Source organism: Pseudomonadota bacterium (genome assembly GCA_018817425.1).
Classification (GTDB): Bacteria; Desulfobacterota; Desulfobacteria; order Desulfobacterales; family RPRI01; genus RPRI01.
In genome coordinates, this window is record JAHITX010000007.1 from 154,210 (window position 1) to 172,861 (window position 18,652).

14 protein-coding genes are annotated in these 18,652 nt (G+C 38.5%); 1 reads left to right on the forward strand and 13 read right to left on the reverse strand.

The genetic code is table 11. The features are described 5' to 3' along the window. Positions 1-15: 15 nt before the first annotated feature. The 9 genes from KKC46_01920 to KKC46_01960 form a co-directional block, all read right to left on the reverse strand. Positions 16-1,680, reverse strand: a complete 1,665-nt coding sequence (locus KKC46_01920) for a C69 family dipeptidase (GenBank protein MBU1052567.1) — start codon at positions 1,678-1,680, stop codon at positions 16-18. Continuing rightward, a complete protein-coding gene (locus KKC46_01925) occupies positions 1,613-1,963 on the reverse strand; it encodes a hypothetical protein (protein ID MBU1052568.1) in 351 nt (116 codons plus the stop codon). The genes KKC46_01920 and KKC46_01925 overlap by 68 nt, the downstream gene beginning before the upstream one ends. Before the next feature lie 151 nt (positions 1,964-2,114). Next, on the reverse strand, positions 2,115-2,318 hold the full coding sequence (locus KKC46_01930; protein ID MBU1052569.1) for a hypothetical protein: 204 nt from the start codon (positions 2,316-2,318) through the stop codon (positions 2,115-2,117). 19 nt (positions 2,319-2,337) lie between these two features. Further along, positions 2,338-3,108: a hypothetical protein gene (locus KKC46_01935; protein MBU1052570.1), complete on the reverse strand. Its 771-nt coding sequence runs from the start codon at positions 3,106-3,108 to the stop codon at positions 2,338-2,340. Next, entirely contained in the window at positions 3,089-3,448 is a 360-nt protein-coding gene (locus tag KKC46_01940) for a hypothetical protein (protein ID MBU1052571.1), read from the reverse strand. The genes KKC46_01935 and KKC46_01940 overlap by 20 nt, the downstream gene beginning before the upstream one ends. 106 nt (positions 3,449-3,554) lie before the next feature. Beyond that, complete coding sequence (locus tag KKC46_01945) at positions 3,555-4,415, reverse strand: hypothetical protein (GenBank protein MBU1052572.1); 861 nt, start codon at positions 4,413-4,415, stop codon at positions 3,555-3,557. A gap of 605 nt (positions 4,416-5,020) precedes the next feature. Further along, positions 5,021-8,401, reverse strand: a complete 3,381-nt coding sequence (locus KKC46_01950) for a hypothetical protein (GenBank protein MBU1052573.1) — start codon at positions 8,399-8,401, stop codon at positions 5,021-5,023. Between the two features lie 51 nt (positions 8,402-8,452). Further along, on the reverse strand, positions 8,453-10,174 hold the full coding sequence (locus KKC46_01955) for a hypothetical protein (protein ID MBU1052574.1): 1,722 nt from the start codon (positions 10,172-10,174) through the stop codon (positions 8,453-8,455). 250 nt (positions 10,175-10,424) lie between these two features. Further along, positions 10,425-10,538, reverse strand: a complete 114-nt coding sequence (locus KKC46_01960) for a hypothetical protein (protein ID MBU1052575.1) — start codon at positions 10,536-10,538, stop codon at positions 10,425-10,427. Between the two features lie 135 nt (positions 10,539-10,673). Between KKC46_01960 and KKC46_01965 the strand changes: the two genes are divergently transcribed. Then, the gene (locus tag KKC46_01965; protein ID MBU1052576.1) at positions 10,674-13,247 is read left to right on the forward strand and encodes an AsmA family protein; all 2,574 of its coding nucleotides are present in this window, start codon (positions 10,674-10,676) and stop codon (positions 13,245-13,247) included. 1,140 nt (positions 13,248-14,387) lie between these two features. On the opposite strand, the gene KKC46_01970 is transcribed toward KKC46_01965, so the two are convergent. From KKC46_01970 to KKC46_01985, 4 genes are all read right to left on the reverse strand, one after another. Next, entirely contained in the window at positions 14,388-15,209 is an 822-nt protein-coding gene (locus KKC46_01970; protein MBU1052577.1) for an amidohydrolase family protein, read from the reverse strand. Between the two features lie 14 nt (positions 15,210-15,223). Further along, a complete protein-coding gene (locus tag KKC46_01975; protein MBU1052578.1) occupies positions 15,224-16,942 on the reverse strand; it encodes an AMP-binding protein in 1,719 nt (572 codons plus the stop codon). Positions 16,943-17,062: 120 nt separating this feature from the next. Then, positions 17,063-18,424, reverse strand: a complete 1,362-nt coding sequence (locus KKC46_01980; GenBank protein ID MBU1052579.1) for a DUF1329 domain-containing protein — start codon at positions 18,422-18,424, stop codon at positions 17,063-17,065. Between the two features lie 23 nt (positions 18,425-18,447). Then, the coding region (locus KKC46_01985) for a hypothetical protein (GenBank protein MBU1052580.1) at positions 18,448-18,652 on the reverse strand (205 nt) is incomplete at its 5' end.

Genomic DNA, 18,652 nt, shown 5'->3' on the forward strand with positions numbered 1-18,652 from the left:
TTATCTCCTTTGCAATTACTTCATATCATAAGAATCCGGACCATCTTTGTAGTTAGTCACATTAAGCCATTCAGATGAATACCCGATATTAATTGGAGTCTCGAGTTCAGGAAGATTCATATAACCGTCGGAATATTTTGCCACCAGCATATCCGCCATTTTCCACCATTGGCTGAATACTTTTTTGGCATTTCTTTTACTAAGAGCTATTAATATTATTTTTGCTTCATCTGCTGTTTTGTTTTTGATTTTTTCATCCCATTTACTGATCTTGGTAAATTCTTTTTGTTCCAGCTCTTTTTGAAGGGGGATAATATCGTTTGATGTAATCCGTTTAAAGTTAAGCCGCGACCAGCCGGCAACAAAGTTAAATACCCACCATGCAGAATCTCTTGAAAAAATTTGCGGATCTCCTTTTTGATAAATCTCCGGAATGTTATTTACCTGAACAGGCAGTGGAGCAAAACAGGTTGTGTAGGAAACATCAGGCCCAAACCAGACAATTCCTTTGAGTGCTTCCGAGGCATTTGGTCTGATCTGATTAACATAGGTGTATCCCTGATAAAAGACGGAAATGGAACGTTCCCAGGCTCCATAAAATTTTTTATCTTCGGTGATATTGTTTTGTTTGCCGTCATATGTACCCACAAACCGGTGAGGATCATTATACGGTCCGGCGGCAACTCCTTTGGTCAGGTCAAATTGTGTTCCTTCATAATGGTCTCTGTATAAAGAGAATATATCGGATAGTGAAAGTTTTCTCTGTGGTTTAATCGAAAACGGATAGTCTGTAGTATATCCGTCTTCTACCCATGGGCTTAGGCAAAGATCGGGATTTACCCTGTCCAATACCCGCCAGACCCTTCTTAACGAATAATAGGGATGATTATATTCTCCGGGGCTGACTGCTTTTAGCCAATCAAGTTCTCCGTCTCCCGGTTTCCACCATCCTGTTTTTTGAAGTCCGGGTTTTAATAATTGAGAATACATAAAATTATCAGGATCATCTTCTATGATATTACGAATCCGAAATTCATTGGCCGCCACAAAGACTTCACCGTCCGGCACCCGCTGTGCAACCCAGGCTGAATGATATTCTTCATCCGGCAGTGCACACATCTCAAAAACCCAGGCTTCCTTCTCATCGGCTACAAGCAGGGTTTCACCCGTGGAATAAAAACCATATTCTTCAATAAGGCTTCCCATTAATTTAATAGCTTCTCTTGCGCCGGTACAGCGTTCCAGGGCTACACGGGACAATTCGGAACTGTAAAACAGGCGTATATGCTTATTGTATTTCTTTGCATCGTCTGCAGTAACATAATCAGGCTGATAATAAGCGCCGTTTGTGCATTCTCCTATCATAAGATTATGTTCATTCATTATTCCGTAATTACCGTCAAAATAGGCATAAGTATTTTCTACCTGCGGGATTGTTCCGATAGGTTGAGTAAGATCAAAACCCGGCCTATAATAGTTTGGTCCTCTGTTTTTGGTATTGATCCTGGGATATTTATAATGTTCCGCAAAGATATCCCTGCGTTCATTTGGTTTATAAGGCGTGTCATTGGCAGGGACTGAGATAATTCTTTGATCTCCCAGCTCGTCATCATCAGAATGAGTCACAATCATCGAGCCATCTGTTGTGGCTCCCTTTGTAATTATCATTGTTGTACACATAAATTTTTTCCTTTCCGAAAGTTAATGTATGCTCTGAAGCAAATGACAGCCGTTTATCTTTTTGAAACTCTGTTATTTTCATGATCATTTGATGGACATGCCCATCAAACTCTTCTTCTAATTTGAAGACAGAACCTTTAATAATCGGCTTTGGTGATAACCACTTAAAATCCTTATGCGAATCCGGGTACCACTTGATGTAGTTTTCATCAAGATTCATAAACCAGTCAAAAACACGGGATACCGGAGCTTCAATTGTTTCTTTGTAATTTATTATACGCATGATGAGATAGTATTTTATCCAACATTTTACTTCTCGCCGCCGGGCTACTGATAGTACTATACTTTGAAAAAGAACGGCCTTTTGTTGGACAAAACATTTAGAAAAACCTCGCAATAGTCCAGACGGTTGTGAAAGCATTTGTTAGGCTTAATTATTTAGTTGCAATGAGTATTGTAATACCTTTTTCGCCATTTTCAAAAATATCCAAATGGCCTCCTGTCAGGTTGCTGCCATCTAAAATACCTTTAGAGCAGGTCTTTGAGCTAACGGTATAGCCTCTCAGTTTTAACTGCGCTTTGGTAACATCAGACTGTTCGGCCGATGTAGCAATTATTTTTATCTTGTTGTGATCCATTGCTTTACTCCTTTAATGTTTATAAATTATTAGCAGGAAGAGAAATATATAGAGGGTTAATAGCTGAATTCAAGTCTTCTGATAATAGCTCTGTTAGATCAGAATTTTTCTTACATTTGTTGATAGTTATCTCGACAGTGGTTGTAACAATTGTGGGAAATTTAGTTTTTGCCTTTAAAAGGAGTGCACTTAGGGTTGAGTTGTTTATGGATCCAGATCCATCAGAAACATATTCTGATATTTTTGATATTTTGTAGTCTTCAACAGCGTTTAAGGTCTCTGCTCGTGCTACAGACTTTGCTATATTTTGGTCAACTTTGCCGGAAGAATCTTTACTGAACAATAAGGCGGCCCCAGGTTCTGAAACGGCTTTATCTCCAACAGCTAATCTTTGATATATTCCTGATTCATCACCCCAGCTGAAAATTCCAAAGTATTTTAGTTCCATAATAACATTGGCGGAATCTCGAGCTCCATCTTTTAAATCCGGAATTCCCTCTTTGGTAGTAGTTGTTATTGTACCATCAGAGTTTTCTGTTCTAACAGTTTTGTTTGATGTTGCACGATTAGTTGGTACATAAGCCAATTCTGCACGCTTATAGCCTAATGAAGCTGTCGGATTCTGGGTGGCCGGATTTTGAGATATTTCGACACCAATAACTGTGCCAGTTGATGCAATTATTGAACTGCCACTAGTACATCCAGATACGCCTAATGTAATAAGTCCAATACTAGTAAATAATTTTAGGAATAATATGCTGTTATTATGTCTATTGCTTTGATTTTTCATTTATAGTTTCTCCTGTAATTGTTGGGTTAATAACTATATTGATAGGTCCTAAAGTCTTTTGAGATATTTCTAAAACTATATTATTTGTGGTTTCGGGAATGGAAACAACATTAGATTTTGAATAGCCAATCGCAAAATGTATGGTTGGTTGGTCTGAAATTTGTGCTCCGATTGATTCTGTCTTGGTGACTAAAACACCATTGTTTTCGTTGGGCTGCTTTACTGTTACGACTCCTAATCCAACAATAAGGTGGTGAGTTGTACCGTTTTGGCCATTAATTGGAATGGAACATCCGCATAGTAAGCAGGATAGTAAAGATATGTATATTATTTGGCGCATATTATATTTTGAGTCTTAAGCAAGTATAACCTGGAGCAATTCTGCTAATATCGGATATGAAACACCTCGTTCCGCCAATGCTTTGCTGTCAGGGTTGAAACAATGGTTACAGTTTAACCAACTTATCTGCACCAAGTTCTTTAAGAATGTCACCGATAAGATAACTTAGTAAAATAAACGAAATAATAATCCCCAACTTAGATGCCCAATTTTTATCAAGAGGCCACAAAAGTTGTTTATGATATCTTTCTATATTCTCTTCATTCTTTTCATTTCTAACAGTATCCCATAATTCCATGGCCTTTGTTTGTCTGGCAATTAGAGTGAACAGCATAGGAGATAAAAAAAGCAATGGAACTAGCCACCGAATCATTAACTGCCCAATATCATAAATATTAATGTCGCTCTGAGCCGATTTTGAAATTATTGGGATTACTAATGCTGGGCAGAGTGCCCAATAAATCATATTCAATGCTTGGTTCCACCTTTCAAGACCGAATTCATGAAGTGCGGAATATGGATCAAGTCGAATGGTTAGTTTTAGCCTTTTTGATACTGGAAGTTTTTTGAATAATACGAAGTAAAGAAGATGTGCCCAAATATGAAAAAGTGCACAAAAAGCTATAATGATTATTGCATATTGCTGAAAGTAAGCAAAGATAACAAATATGAGGTTATGAGTTTTATTAATCTTCTTACTATTTTTATTGTATGGCTCGAATAACCATGCTTCAGTCCATGATGCATCATTGACTTTTTGTCGATACTCACCCGTATCTGTTTTATAGAGCATTTTGTAGACATTATCTATTGGAATAGGCTCTATCGTTTTGTTTATATCTTGAGTTGGCTCATCTATATAGAAGTTAATGGATGATACTTTTCCATCTTTTTTGACTGTTAGCTTGCTTATTTTGGTGGATTGGCTTTTGTAGATCAAATATAGACCTTTTGTATCTATAAACATGACTATTGTAGCCATGAATACAGCACAAATGATTATGTATTTTTTGTGGGAGTTCATATTGTTTTTAAATTCATCGAAGTGATTAATCTCGTTTGTTAGTTTTTATGAATGCATAATTTCAAACTTTAACAAATATCTTTCTTAGGAAGAAATTACTTTTACCTTTCATGGTTACTGCGAAAATAAAAAAACAAAAGCCCCGTGCTTCAATTGTCTGAAGATCGGGGCTTGATTGTATCCAGTCATGTTAAATCCTTTTAAGACCTTAGATAAACGCTCCCTTTTACCCGATTAGCGCTAAAGCTTCACTAATCGTGCCTTCGGCAGGCTCAAATTCAACTCCTCGAAATACTCGATGTATTCCTGTGGTTGAAATTTTCGCCTTTCTTGAACTTGAGCAAAATCAAACATTTTTCAAAGGTCTCATTTTAGAGATAGAAAAATAAGAAAATGAGATATCGGATTATTAGTTCCAGAAAATATTAAAATAACGCAATTTATTAAATGAGCAACAACACATAGGTTTCACTAACACTTTATATTAATTAACTCAATAAAAAAAATATGACCTTAAAATCTAACATTATTTCTCTTTCCTTATCTCTTTAATTATCTTCAGCCTCTACTATGGCTTCTGCTGTTTGCAGGCCGGCAGTAGCAACATCTGATATAGCCATCACTGCAATACATACCTCTTTCACACTGGGGTCGGCAATATTTACAGCAACAGCGTAACTCGTTGTGGCAATTGCTGATGTAAGATTAGATGTTTCTTCTATAATTGCTTCTGTCCAGGCAGTATCATTGTCAACTTCCGTTAATTCATATAAATGCCAACATGTGCAACATAAAGCAGGAATGAGCAGAATTGTATCCACAATTGAACTTGTCGCTCTTCCATCATCAGCCTTTAAATTATTTAATATTCCGGAAGATGCTCCGAATTTTTTCTGCGCAGGACCTGAAAAAATTAACGCAGAAAGTATATTTGCAAAAGTTGTTATGTTATCGATCCAGCCAACCACTTCATTTTTAACAGGGTCTTTTGGTACAAGAGTATCAGTTATGCCGAGCATAACGGAGTTTAACATGCCTATTATTCCGGAAGGTGTTGAAAAGGGGTTGTCTTCATCCTCTTCAACCGCCTCAAGAGATGAAACAATAGAGGACATTAAAGTAAAAAATCCGGAAGAAATATGTCCGATTATAAAAACGGTTTTGGCAACACTATCCGGTATAGTTATCGATCCGATGCCTTTAAATGCATCAATTACATCCTGAAAAGTTGAAGCACTGATCAGAAAATCAGTATACTTGTCATCCTCAAAAGGCATAGTGTCATTTAGCAATTTATATTCTAATGTTACCGGTACAGCAGTTATCAAACACAACAGATCTAAAATTGAAAATGAAGAAATACCAATTTCATCAAGAATATCACCAAGTATAGGTATGGTTATGGGTGTATCCAATGCAGCTAAACATTCACTGGAAAGATCAACTATAATATCGAAAAAAACATCCATAACATTTTGAGCGCTTTCAAGCACGCCATCGGCCATGATTGCTGTAATTTTTTCAAGAATTACTTCCAGGTTTAATTTTTCGTACTCTAATGCCAGGTCCCGAAATTGATCAATGACATTATCCAATGTTGTCTCTTCACTTTTCATTGCATCAAATAATTGTGAAACTAATGACTGGTCAGGATCAGGATCGGGCGGAGGGTTTTGCTGTTTTATATTCCCTGAATTATTTTGAAAATGGTTGGATAATAATGTCCCAGGGGCACTAAGTCCACGTGATGGATTCGAACTGCTGTTGGCAGGCGCTGTTGCAGCAGCTCCTAATCCGGACCAGTCATTGATGCAAGCCCAACCATTGATGGTCTGGACCAGTTTTTTTATTTCATTGTCAAAATCATCTTGTAAGTCCTTAATTTGATCTATTGCATTTTGAAGGTATAGTACTGACAAGTTTTTTAAAACATTTTTTGTGCGAATAATATCCTGCCATTCAAACAAAAATTCAAGATACTTTATCAGATCATCAACAGCTGTTTTAACTGAATTGTAAATCCATCTAACCGCTCCGATAACTTTTTCTTCACAATCAAGCACTGCTGAATATACTTCATCTGCTATGGTCAAAACAATATTTAATAATCCACTGGTTTCATCTTTTACTAAATCAATTTCGTGTTCAATTCCGGTTTCCAGCCATTTGAATAAATTGCCTGCGTCAGCACTGATGGAACTAGCTGCCCCATATGTAGCAAGAGGACGGACTGAGCTAGTCGATGATAAACCAATATCAATATTTGCTTTAGCTATATCTGAATATGCATCTCCTAATTGTACATTATATGTGGCTACCTGAGAGAAATCCTTGTCCGATGTGTTCTGGTCAATAAGCGGTTCGGTGCTTCCATCAGGATTTGTTATTACTGTTGCTTTTACTAAAGATGCAGTATTCAGAGCAGCAACCTGGTTCATGGGATTATCCATTGGATTAATCGTTATAGGATCTGTGTTGTCGTCCGAAACAATAATTTTAGTGCCCGGAAGATCGTCAACAGTTTCGACAATGAGGATACTCCCCATATTGTCGGTTCTTACAGGTATTGGATCGGTATCCAATACATAATATAAATTATTTATATAGAATGATATTCTTGCACTAGTACTAATATTTAACAAATGATCCCTGATCGGTTTATTATTATCATCAGTAAGCTGTATTCTTGTTGTATAGGAGCTGATCTTTGTTGATTCGGCATTTGCAGGGGCTTGTAAATTTATGCTTTGAGATTTCCAAATGGTGGTTTGTGGCGATTGGACGGCCTTAGTCAGAATATTTCCGGCAGCAGCAAAAAATTCAATAGAGTCATCTTTGTTATTAATATAGGGTGAAAACTGGTCTACTTCATCAAGGATCGGGACTGGTGTGCTCCAGGCAGTTTGATCCGTTATCCGGCTTTTATCACATTTTGTATAAAATATTTGATTATCACGATTGAGCCCCCATACTATAATTTGATCATCAGTAGCGCATGAGCATAATTTTGAGACTCCGTCAAAAAGCTCATTTTGAAAGATCAGCTCTCCTGCATAATCCTTTGATTGTTTGTTTGCATCATAATAGTATAGGGTTTTGTCCGCAGCCAAGTATAAATCAGTCAGGCTGTTTCCGGCATCAACCGTACTTATCGCTGTAGCGCTTTGAGGAGCAACCAATGGGGTTGTAAATGGAGCTCCGCCAAATGGGTTATACAACTGAATATAGGTAAGTTCGGTTTCTCCATTATTACTTCCAAGCGTATACATCCCATCGACCGAATCACCGCCCTTCCTTCCCAGGCAGCTTATTGCGGGAGGATCAAGGTCAGCTCCAACTACCATCGCGTTCCAGATATATCCGTTAGTTTTATTTGGATCAATATAATAACGCAAAATATAATTATTACCTGGATCGAAGGTTGATTGAGAAATATCAGCAACCACATATTCCTGATCAGAGGTTTCGGATATATATAAATCTTCGATATCAAGTTCGATACCGCTATGCTCTTGGTCGTCATAAGGCATAATCACCCAATTAATTGTTTCTTGTGTAATTGCCCCACAATTATTTTCATTGTTCAATGACAAGTATAAGTAGTCCTGACCATCAACGGTGATTGCAAGAGAAATATCAATATTTCCTGTACTGACATTCTGAGCCACCGCAAAGTTTTTAGCTATAATTGCGCTATTCCCATAATCGGGAGAAAGAAGGCTGCTAAGGTCAATCTTTTCCCAGCCGATCTTGTGAGCGGATTTTTGCTCTATTAGATAAAATACATCATCCGTTCCAATTGCAAACAGCAAAGTAAGTCCGTCACCAGTTTGCAGAGCTTCAAAATTTTTCTGGGGCGATACGACTTCTGCTTGTAAATAGTTTTGCATTAGCTCTGAAGAATATGTAACATTTAAATTTGTTCCCATTTTATCCACCTATCATTATATATAATTGATATTTGTTCGCTTAGTTAAGACTCATCTTTTATCAGCGTCTGAAGGGTCTATGTAAAGAACATTTGCTACTAAATCCTGGTTTTCAGAAAAAGCGGCATTCGAAAATGTGAAAGTACTGCCTCCGGGAAACACCCATGTGTTTGAACCATTGAGCATATCACAAATTTTTTGTGCATCATTTCTCAAAAAATCTCCTATCCATTCTTTGTAAGTGTCTTTAATTTTATCAACAACATCGTTAATTTGGTCTAAAGTTATAAGTTTTAACCACTTGTCAGGATCCGGTTTTTCTGAGTTATCAGTGATAACGGGATCAGATTCTGACACCGTAATTGTCCCATTGCTATCAACACCAATTGTATATACTGTTTGCGATGTGAAACTGGCCCAATTGCCGCTGGCTGTGCCACCATCAACATTTAAATAACAATGGGCATGTATGTCGGTTTCAATCGTGATAGACGTTCCTTCAATATACACATCTGATTGCGCAGTATATTCAACCTTGAACTCTCCCCAATTACCAAAAGTATCTTTGCTTTCATCAGACTTATAATATTGATAGGTTAGTATATGCGTTCCACCATCCGGAACGATATCAAAACTAAAATCCGAATCATCACTTTCATATCCCCATTCAAAATATGCTTCCGTAAGGTTTACATGAAAATGCACATGAGGCTTTTTTGAAATAGAACTTAAAGATGATGATAATAATTTGATTAAAAAATTTACAAAAGTCGTTCTGTTTATCGCCATAACACCCGCGTACTGGGTAATATCTCCGATATCGATCCAGTTCCATGTGAATTGCACCGGCGCCGGCATTGAATCACCATTAGACATCACCAGGTAATTAAGAGTATAGGCGTCATAATCTGATGTACCATTGCCATCGCTGCTTTTATAAGACGATATTTCAAAATTCAGATCGGTTGGGATAAGTGAAGCATTATCAGGAAATGGCTGGCTTGAAATTACACTAAGCCCTAACATTATGCCTCCGTCTTCGCTCAAACCTGCAATATAAGTATTAATAAAGACTGTCGTCATATACACATAAGTCTGGCTTGTCGGGTCTATACCCGATATAGTTGGTATATTACTTAACCCGGCAGTATTTAAATCTAAAAATAATTGTTGCACGCTGAACAGATCTATTCCAAGATTTTTAATTTCCTCCTGGGTCTCTTCAGGTAACTTGCTAAAATGGTTATTAATGTCATCGCTTTGCAAATTAAGATCGACGGTAAAGCTAAAACACCAGGGTGTTGTGCTATCGTCCTGGGATTTATTCAACCATATTGAGGGTCCATATACAGCGGGCTCTACAGCAATAATCTTAAATTGTTTGCACACCATATTATAAGTTACGTTCGATCCTTGCTGGTCCATGTTTATGACTGGAGGAATGTCGGCAACAGGAAAATCCGGAATACCTGTTTCAATTTGAAAAGCAAATAAAAAATATAAATCAGTTAAAGCTGTAATTCTTCGATCTGTAGTAGCAGTACCATCCGGTATTGTAAAAGGATCAAACCCAACTGTGTTCACTAGTTCATCATAGTCAGTCAATACAGGTATTTGATTTTCCTGATCATAAACATATGCTTGCGTAAAAGGGGTTCCGGAATAACCGGATAACCACTGTTCCATAGCAGCATTTACAGATGCCTCGGTAACAGCCAGCACCATGTCGTATCCATATTGAGAGTTTGATAAATCTGATTGACTTGCGCTCATAACTTCTCCTTTATCTGTAAGCTATTTATTAAATATTTAGTAGTTTTGATAGTTTTAAATATTAAAAAAACAAAAGCCCCGTGCTTCAATTGTATGAAGATCGGGGCTTTTTAGTATCCGGTCATATTAAATCCTTAAGAGCGTGTAGAAAAATTATATCAGATTATTAATTCCAGAAAATGTTAAAATAACGCAATTTATATAATGAGCAAAAATACATAGGTTTTGTTAACACTTTGCATCAATTAATTCAATAAAAAAACTGAACATACATCCAAAAGTCTGCCGACATTCCAAAAGCCTTAGCCAGTCTTAATGCTGTACTATGAGTGATTCCACGCCTCCCATTTACTATTTCATTTATTCGTTGATGATGGGAAGAATCTTAACAAGAAAATTAAGCTAAAGCAGATTTAGCTTGTAAACAGGGAAAATAAAAGTATGATAATTTAATTAAGCCTTTTAAATTTATCATCAATTTATTATTGGAGATACCCATATGAAAAAAGCCCTTATTACCATAGGAATCATTCTGGCTCTTATTCTCTGTGTCATTATTATTCTGCCGTTTGTGATTGATATTAACGCTATTGTGGCAAAACAAATTCCAACCATCGAAAAACAGTTAAACCGGAAAGTTGTTATTGGTGATGTTAAATTAACGATACTTACCGGTGTGGGAGCAGAAATCAGAAATGTCAAAATCTCCAACAGCCCGGATTTTAAACAGCAAGACTTTGTCAGTATCGACAGTTTAAAAGCCACGGTACAAGTTCTGCCACTACTTAAAAAAAAGTTTCTGATTTCTTCCGTATCAATCAATACTCCTTCAATACTGATTGAAAGAGATGCAAAAGGCAAATTTAATTTTTCCGATATGACCCCAACGAAACCGCCTGAAAAAGCTCCTCCTTCAAAGCCGCAAAAAAAAGACGAAACAGAAAACCCGAAAGCGGCTCTTGAAAATATTTTCGTATCCAAAATTTCTATAACAAATGGAAATTTTAAATTTATTGACGCTTACAATACTAAAACTGCCAAAGAAATTGCTTTGGATAAATTCAACCTTACAATGAAAGCGGTTTCATTATCTGAAAAAATCAACATTGATTTTGAAACAGATGTTTATGCAAGTCCAAAGGCAGGACATGTTTTGCTTTCGGGTAATATTGGCCCCATCGGCCAAAAGCCGGTACCTGAAAATATTCCCGTTGATCTGACTTTATCTGTTGATGATGTCAATCTATCCCATCTTATGCAATATGTTAAAGGGCTTAATATCAAATCCGGCGCTGTTGATGTCAAAATGGATTTAAAAGGACGTTTGAGCGATAATCTTCAATGCCGCCTCGGCATTGACTGGGACAAGCTGGACTTAATACTGGCAGACAAAACCAAAAAAGAATCAGCTCCACAGCTCTTAATGGACGGCTCATGGAAAATCGAGGCCAATATTCTGTCAAAAAGCTTGGCTGAAGATTTAAGCTTTAAAGCCGGCGTGGATGCAACAAAAGGAAAAATTGCGTTTGGGAATCTATTCCAAAAGGAAGCGGGAATACCTCTATCACTCAATATAAACGGTCTTTATAAAAAAGATATTCTAAAAGTTGACAATCTTGAATTAATCTTAAATAAAATAATACTTACCGGCTTAGCCGATATTTCCAATTTTGCCGATCCGTCTATTAATGGAACCTTAAAGATGGCCCCTACCCCGCTGGATGCGCTGGCTCCGATTCTGCCCTCATTAAAAGCTTATAAACTCGAAGGAGACCTGGCGCTTTCCGATGTCCGTTTCAAAGGAAAAATCGATAAACTCAAAAATCTTACCGGTGTAACCGCCGGTTTAACCCTGAAAAACGGAAGCGCCACATCCGCCGAACTCGGGAAAAAGTTTGAAAGCATTCAGGTAGCTGTAAATATAGCTGATAATGCCGTTAAGATACAAAATACATCGCTTCGTATCGGGCCTTCTGATCTAAGCCTTAATGCAACCATACGAAACATTATGAAACCGGACATTACATTCAACCTTGCTTCTAATTATCTCGATATTGACACACTGATGCCCGCATCCGCGAAAGAAAAACAAAAATCTAAAAAAAAGGAACCTAAAACGGGCGAATCAAAAGCGGCCGAATCAAAAACAATAGCAATAACACCCGAAAAGCAAAAAGCCCCGGATTTAAAAGCGCTTGGAAAGATTTCCATTAAAAAATGCAAATACAATAAATCAGATTTTGAAAATGTTTCAGCTGAAATCCAATACGAAAACGCGGTTGCCACATTAAAAAATATAAGTTTTGACAGCTTCGATGGTAACATAAAAGCAAACGCAAAAGTAAATCTCAGCGATATGCAATCTCCGAAATGGGATATGGATCTTGCTACAAAAAACATCAATGTGAATAAAGTCCTGAATCAATTTACCAGTATGCAAGATACTCTTTTTGGAAACATCAACAGCAATTTCAGCATTCAGGGAAAAGGAGCAGACTGGAATATAATTTCAAAAAGTCTTGCAGGAAAAGGTTCTGCCGACATTACCAACGGGAAACTCGCCAATGTAAATATATTGGATGCCGTATCCGAAAGTCTTCTAAAATTTAAAGGATTAAACATGGTGGCACAAGCCATCGCACCGGAAAAACAAAAAAGCTTAAACGAAACTGCATTTAAAGACCTTGCAGGAAAATTTAGTATCGAGGCAGGAAAAATCGCACTTGATACCATGAAAATATCCGCAAATGATTTTATACTATCCGGTAAAGGCTCCATTGGCCTTGATAAATCCCTTGATTTGAATACGGCAGTACTTCTTACTAAATCCGCATCCGAGCGTTTCCAAAAAGACAAGACATTAAAATACCTTTTAAATAATGATCAGCAACTGGAAATTCCCTGCACCATCAAAGGTGATGTAACATCTCCACAAATCGCGGCAGACGGAAACAGCCTTAACCGCCTGCTTGGAAATGCCGCATCAAAGGTTGTACAAGAACAGGTTCAAAAAAAGCTTGACGGGAAAGTGGGAAAAGAACTCAATAATGTTTTAAAAAATATATTCAAATGATTTATGGAAATTTCCATTCTATAAATCACAAAAACCGATAGGAAATTAAAAGTCCCCGTTGCAAGTAACGGGGACTTTTATATTAATCAGGCAAACCGCTTTAATTAGCATTGATAGGCAATACACACTTCAATTTCCGCCACAAGCGACAAAGTAAGTGCTCCTGCGGCGCGTAATGCCTTGATTATATATTGCCTCAGTATGATTGCTTATTGGGAGGGTACTGAAGGCAGCTATTGTAACCTGGGTAATTGCCTCAATGTCTGAAGTAGTTTCTTTTCTTATGAATATCTAAATCTCCGGTTTATTTTAACTTTGCTGTTCCTGCAAGCCGGTCAACGTTTCATCTGCTACACTGACAAGTTGGGCAATGCAGCAGATGGTGCAGTTGCAGTATTTTTGAGTCCGAATCAATTGTTTACATTCAAAATCGGCAAAACCTAAAAACCTTATAGCGTTATATAGTAAAAGAGAAGAAGAAAATACTTCCACACATAGTATAAAAATAATTTATTATCGTGTAGATAAAAAAATAGTCTCCTAATAGCATAACGTGGAATTTACGACAAAACACCATTTGATAAAAAGAGACTATTAAAATAATTGATTAAGTTACCAAATATGACTATTTTTGTCAATTTCGTTCGGCAATACGCAACAAATCTTGGTGAATGTAATTTTTGGTTATCGGATTGAGGAATATAGAAAAGTTTGCTGAAACATTGTGATAGAGACGGAAAAGTTATTAACAAAAGTCATTAAGTTCAACAATACATATAAGGATTGGATACATTTGTCAGGGTCAATAATAAATTCCAGCAGGCTTTCAAATGAAGGAAATATAAGAATCCTTATTGTGCAGCGCAATTGATTCCAGTATTCTTTCCAGGAAGTGAACTTGGCCCGAAACTTTTGATAACCAGGATCTGATAGTTCCATGATCTGGTGCGTGAAGAAAGTAAGAAAATTGAAAAGCAGCAAATTATAAGATAGGTATTTATCCCCATGGCCAAAATTGTGTTCAAGATGGTAGTTCCTGCTTGCTCAGCTGCGCCAGTATATTATCCATTTGCTTTCTCCTCGAAAAAGCATGGTCTTGTCAGAAGTTTTTACTTATTTTAGCCTGCATTCATAAAGAGATTAAAACACCTTGAGCAGTTTGTTGGCATTTAAACCAAGTATCCCTTCAATAACTGATGGGTCAAGGGGCAGGGTCTTTATGTGGTCGACATTCTTTTTAATGGATGTTATATCTGGATAATCCGATCCGAAAATTATTTTAGGTCCGATTCTCCCTATCCGTGGAAAATATTCAAGGAGTTTAGCAGGAGGTAATCCGGATATTTCAAGATATATGTTTTTATGTAAAGAAGCCAGCGTAAATGCCTTATCATACCAAAAGCCCCTTCCCGCATGGGCCATAACAATATTGAGCTCCGGGAAGTCTACAGCTACTTCATCCAAATAAATAGGGTCGCAATACTTCAGCTTAACCCCCTTGAAAACAGAAGTTCCTATATGATATAGTATCGGAATTCCCAATCTCTGTGCTGAAGAATATAGGGGATATATATTTTGATGATTCGGGTAAAAATGCTGATAGCTTGGCCATAGCTTTAATCCTTTAAAGCCTTCTTTAACAAGTTTTTCCAGCATCACATCCATATGAACATCAAGAACTGGATTTATACTGCAAAAGGGAACCAGTCTGGGTTCTCCCTTGCACAGTGAAGCCACAAATTCGTTAGACACTATCCCTGTCACAGTTGGGATTCTTTCCGCAAGCAATACCGCATAGTCTATTTCTTCCTCATCAAGAAATGATAGTATATCGCTGGCGGTGGGGATGCTTGCAAATCGTTTGGCCCATGCAGGGTTCCTTTTTTTCAACAATCCCATAGGCTGGGGCAAAAAGTCAAAGATCGGACTGACCGGATGATAGTGAAAATCAACAATTTTCATCACTGTTTAAACCTTTATAATATCTTACCCTGTTCTATGAACTTATCAATCATAGACTGAGTAATTAAGCCTTCAGTCAAAAGCTTATTGGCTATATCCTTACCCAGAGCCATCTTATGTATCTTATCACCTAACATTGGAAAAGATTCTACTATCTCAAGCCGCTCCGGCAGCTTATATTTGGCAAGCTTTCTCTCAGTGAGAAATGAAACCATTTCAAGAAAGGTGAAAGTAGTTTCTCCTTTCTTGAGGATGATATAAGCGCAAGCCTTCTCTCCATAATCAGAGCTAGGCATTGAAACAATGCACACATTTGACACTTTTGGATGAGCGTTAAGCATCCCTTCGATTTCAGCAGGGAAGATGTTCTGACCAGCGCGCAATATCATATCCCTGGTACGTCCGGCGAGCCAGATATCTCCATCCTCATCCATTCGCGCAAGATCTTCTGTATCGAACCAGCCCCCCTTGCCCAGTGTGCCGCCAAAAGCCTGTTTCGTTTTCTCCGGATCGTTGTAGTAGCCGGCGCCAACACCACCACCACTGATAATGAGCTTTCCAACCTCACCTCGTGGCAATTCATTGCCTTCATCATCAACTATTTTAGGATGAACCCTACGTCCGCCCCTGCCAACAGAGCCAAATCTCTTTTCTCTTGGGATATCCACATCACTGCCGAGTATCCCCTGGATCTCGTTTACACCATAATAAGTTATTAGAGGTACGCCAAACCTATCCTCTACTTCCTCCAATAATCCAGCAGGGAAGGGAGCACCGGCATGACCGACGAAACGCAGGGAACTCAGATTATATTTATCAAAAGCGTGATGCCTTGCCATCTGTATGGAATGGAGAGGAAAACCACCATAATATGTTCCCCTCTCCCTCTCTATGGCTTTGAGAACTTCCTCCGGATCCCCCCAGTCAACCAAGATGATTTTACCTGCAACAGTAACCAGTGCGTGTATTACCCCTTCCGAAGGGCCGGAGAAGCAAAATGCAGCGGTGATTCCTATATCATCTCTTGTCAGTCTCCAGTGGTTTACGAACTCCAGTCCGGTGGATATGTTACAGTTCGGGGAGAGCATACCAATCTTGGGCATGCCTGTAGTACCGGTCGTTGATACCATCTGCCATACCTCAAAGGGGTCGCCCCTGGTTTTATAGAGGTAAGCCGGGGTATATTTCTCCTCTATGGGTGTATTTATTATCTCCTCCACAGAAATTACGTCTTCAGGCAATTTCTCAAGCCCATAACCGCTTATGAGGAAGATGTGCTCAAACTTGGGGAATTTGCCACTGGCACGAAATTCGTTAAACATCTTGTAGTGGTTAAAATGTCGAAACTCAAAGCAGGTTACCGCAGCAACTGCATTCGTGAATTCGATAAAATGAGCTATCTCAGCTTCCCTGTTAGTAGGCATAGAGTAGAGATGCACCAGTCCAGCCTTCTCACAAGCGACCCATAGAGCTATATTCTCAATACAGTTTGGCAATTGCCCAATAACCACGTCATCCCTGTTTAAGCCTATCTCAATGAGGCCAAGAGCAAGCCTATCTGTTATTTGCTTAATCTTTGCCCAGGACACCCTCATTCTGGCATCAACAAATGCCTCCTCATCCGGCCACCTCCTGGCATTGTATTCAAAGATATCCACCCAGCCTCTATGAGCCCACTGACCATCCCCTATATACATATCCTTCAGTTCATCGTAATCTCGAACCGGCTTCACTTTCACCTCCTGCAAATTGGAGGGCGAGAATATATGGCTTATGCGATCTCGCCCTTTTTCCCGAGCTTATTAACCATAGCCTGAGTGTCTATCACCTTATCTTCATTAAGAACAGAGTGCTCACCTTCCTTTCTTGAGTAAGGTTGTCAAGTTGATATCTTCAGGACTGAAGCCCACGAATAGTTTTGCACATGGCATCCACATCTGGGTCGTATGATCTGCCTGGAGGTCATAATACCAGGTAGAGGTGTATGGTGTCACCGGCTTTTGTTGATCACCATTTATATATTCCAGACGTCCGTATATATGGAATAGTCCTTTCCATAGTTTCATCTGTCGATCATATATATCCGTTGCCGCAATTCCGCCTCCACTAAAAATATAAGGCCAGATCGGAATATATACTACCCTCTTTCCATAAACATGTTTGAACCTCGGAATAGCCTCTACAACGTCCACCGGCATTATGACCCAACCTATCCGGGCAAATTTTTTACCCACATCAAACTGTATTCCATCAGCGGGCTTTCTTTTTTCATCGTACGTTGGTATCCTCGGCTTGCCATTATTATCGTACGTGTTGTTAGTAGTGGATTCTGATACCAGTAAATACTTTTTACCTATAAGCTTAAGGTCCCAATCTGAATATGGCTCCTGGAAGCCATCGCCATCACCATAGATCAGATCTGCCCCTGCTATGTTATCCTGCCAGGTGGTGGCGCTTGTCCGCATTGTCCTTTTGAAGGCAGGAAGATAGGCAAATCCCGTGTCATAATCCTTCGCAGAGTCATAATACCTCACGGTAAACTGCCCCAACCCTGCAATCTCCCTGGGATAAGTTGCTACCGTAATCCTTTTGATCAAGATATTCTCATAACCCGGAATTGTCCCCAATGGTGGTTCTATTGTTCTACCGCTACACCTCACATACATATGCTCCTGTCCGACTGACTTATAAACCTCTCCTTTGGAATTTATATACCACATATGAACCGGACGATGAATATACGAATCCCATACACGTCCGTATTGATAATTACCCATTGCCTCCAAACCGTTCTTTGCCCAGGCAAAGGGGATACCACCCGGCCATGGAGTACCTATCTTTTCATAGTAAACTGCTCCATTATTATTCATTACAGCCTTGCCCCGGTTCCTTTCAGTTGCCTCCTTGAAGGCTTTTGGATACAATTTATCAGGCGACAGTTGGGTTCCCATTTTCAGAACCATTCCCCTTTTTACATTTACATACATAGCCGCAGTAATATATTCCTTGACCAAATCCACATTGTTCTTGTCAATCAGATCACCGATCTTCACCTTTCCGCCGGTCAGATCCTCAATTGTGGGAAGTGCAGCCTTTCCTTCGACCACATCCTTTATGGATGGTATATCTGCTCCTATAAGTGCCCCTGGTAAGAGAAGTGTAAAAATAAAGGCAATTAATACTATTGCCAAATTAACTGTTTTATAAATTTTCATAGCAAATCATCCTCCTTTTATGTTCAGAATTGATAAGTTATTCTGCCGAAGACTTCATTAGCCCAATCTAAGGACCCATACCTGCTTGGCCTTGTTTCTTCTCCTCCCAGGATCACTCCGTAAATATCAAAAATCCAGTGATTACCATATATATACTTAAAACCAGGACGAAACATACTGCACCCGTCTAAGTCATAAAGCGCCGTCAATGAAAGCTTAACGTCATTA

Excerpts from the sequence above, each read along its gene's own strand:
- KKC46_01920 (MBU1052567.1), bottom strand. The coding sequence starts at position 1,680 with ATGTGTACAACAATGATAATTACAAAGGGAGCCACAACAGATGGCTCG.
- KKC46_01925 (MBU1052568.1), bottom strand. The coding sequence starts at position 1,963 with ATGCGTATAATAAATTACAAAGAAACAATTGAAGCTCCGGTATCCCGT.
- KKC46_01930 (MBU1052569.1), bottom strand. The coding sequence starts at position 2,318 with ATGGATCACAACAAGATAAAAATAATTGCTACATCGGCCGAACAGTCT.
- KKC46_01935 (MBU1052570.1), bottom strand. The coding sequence starts at position 3,108 with ATGAAAAATCAAAGCAATAGACATAATAACAGCATATTATTCCTAAAA.
- KKC46_01940 (MBU1052571.1), bottom strand. The coding sequence starts at position 3,448 with ATGCGCCAAATAATATACATATCTTTACTATCCTGCTTACTATGCGGA.
- KKC46_01945 (MBU1052572.1), bottom strand. The coding sequence starts at position 4,415 with ATGTTTATAGATACAAAAGGTCTATATTTGATCTACAAAAGCCAATCC.
- KKC46_01950 (MBU1052573.1), bottom strand. The coding sequence starts at position 8,401 with ATGGGAACAAATTTAAATGTTACATATTCTTCAGAGCTAATGCAAAAC.
- KKC46_01955 (MBU1052574.1), bottom strand. The coding sequence starts at position 10,174 with ATGAGCGCAAGTCAATCAGATTTATCAAACTCTCAATATGGATACGAC.
- KKC46_01965 (MBU1052576.1), top strand. The coding sequence starts at position 10,674 with ATGAAAAAAGCCCTTATTACCATAGGAATCATTCTGGCTCTTATTCTC.
- KKC46_01970 (MBU1052577.1), bottom strand. The coding sequence starts at position 15,209 with ATGAAAATTGTTGATTTTCACTATCATCCGGTCAGTCCGATCTTTGAC.
- KKC46_01980 (MBU1052579.1), bottom strand. The coding sequence starts at position 18,424 with ATGAAAATTTATAAAACAGTTAATTTGGCAATAGTATTAATTGCCTTT.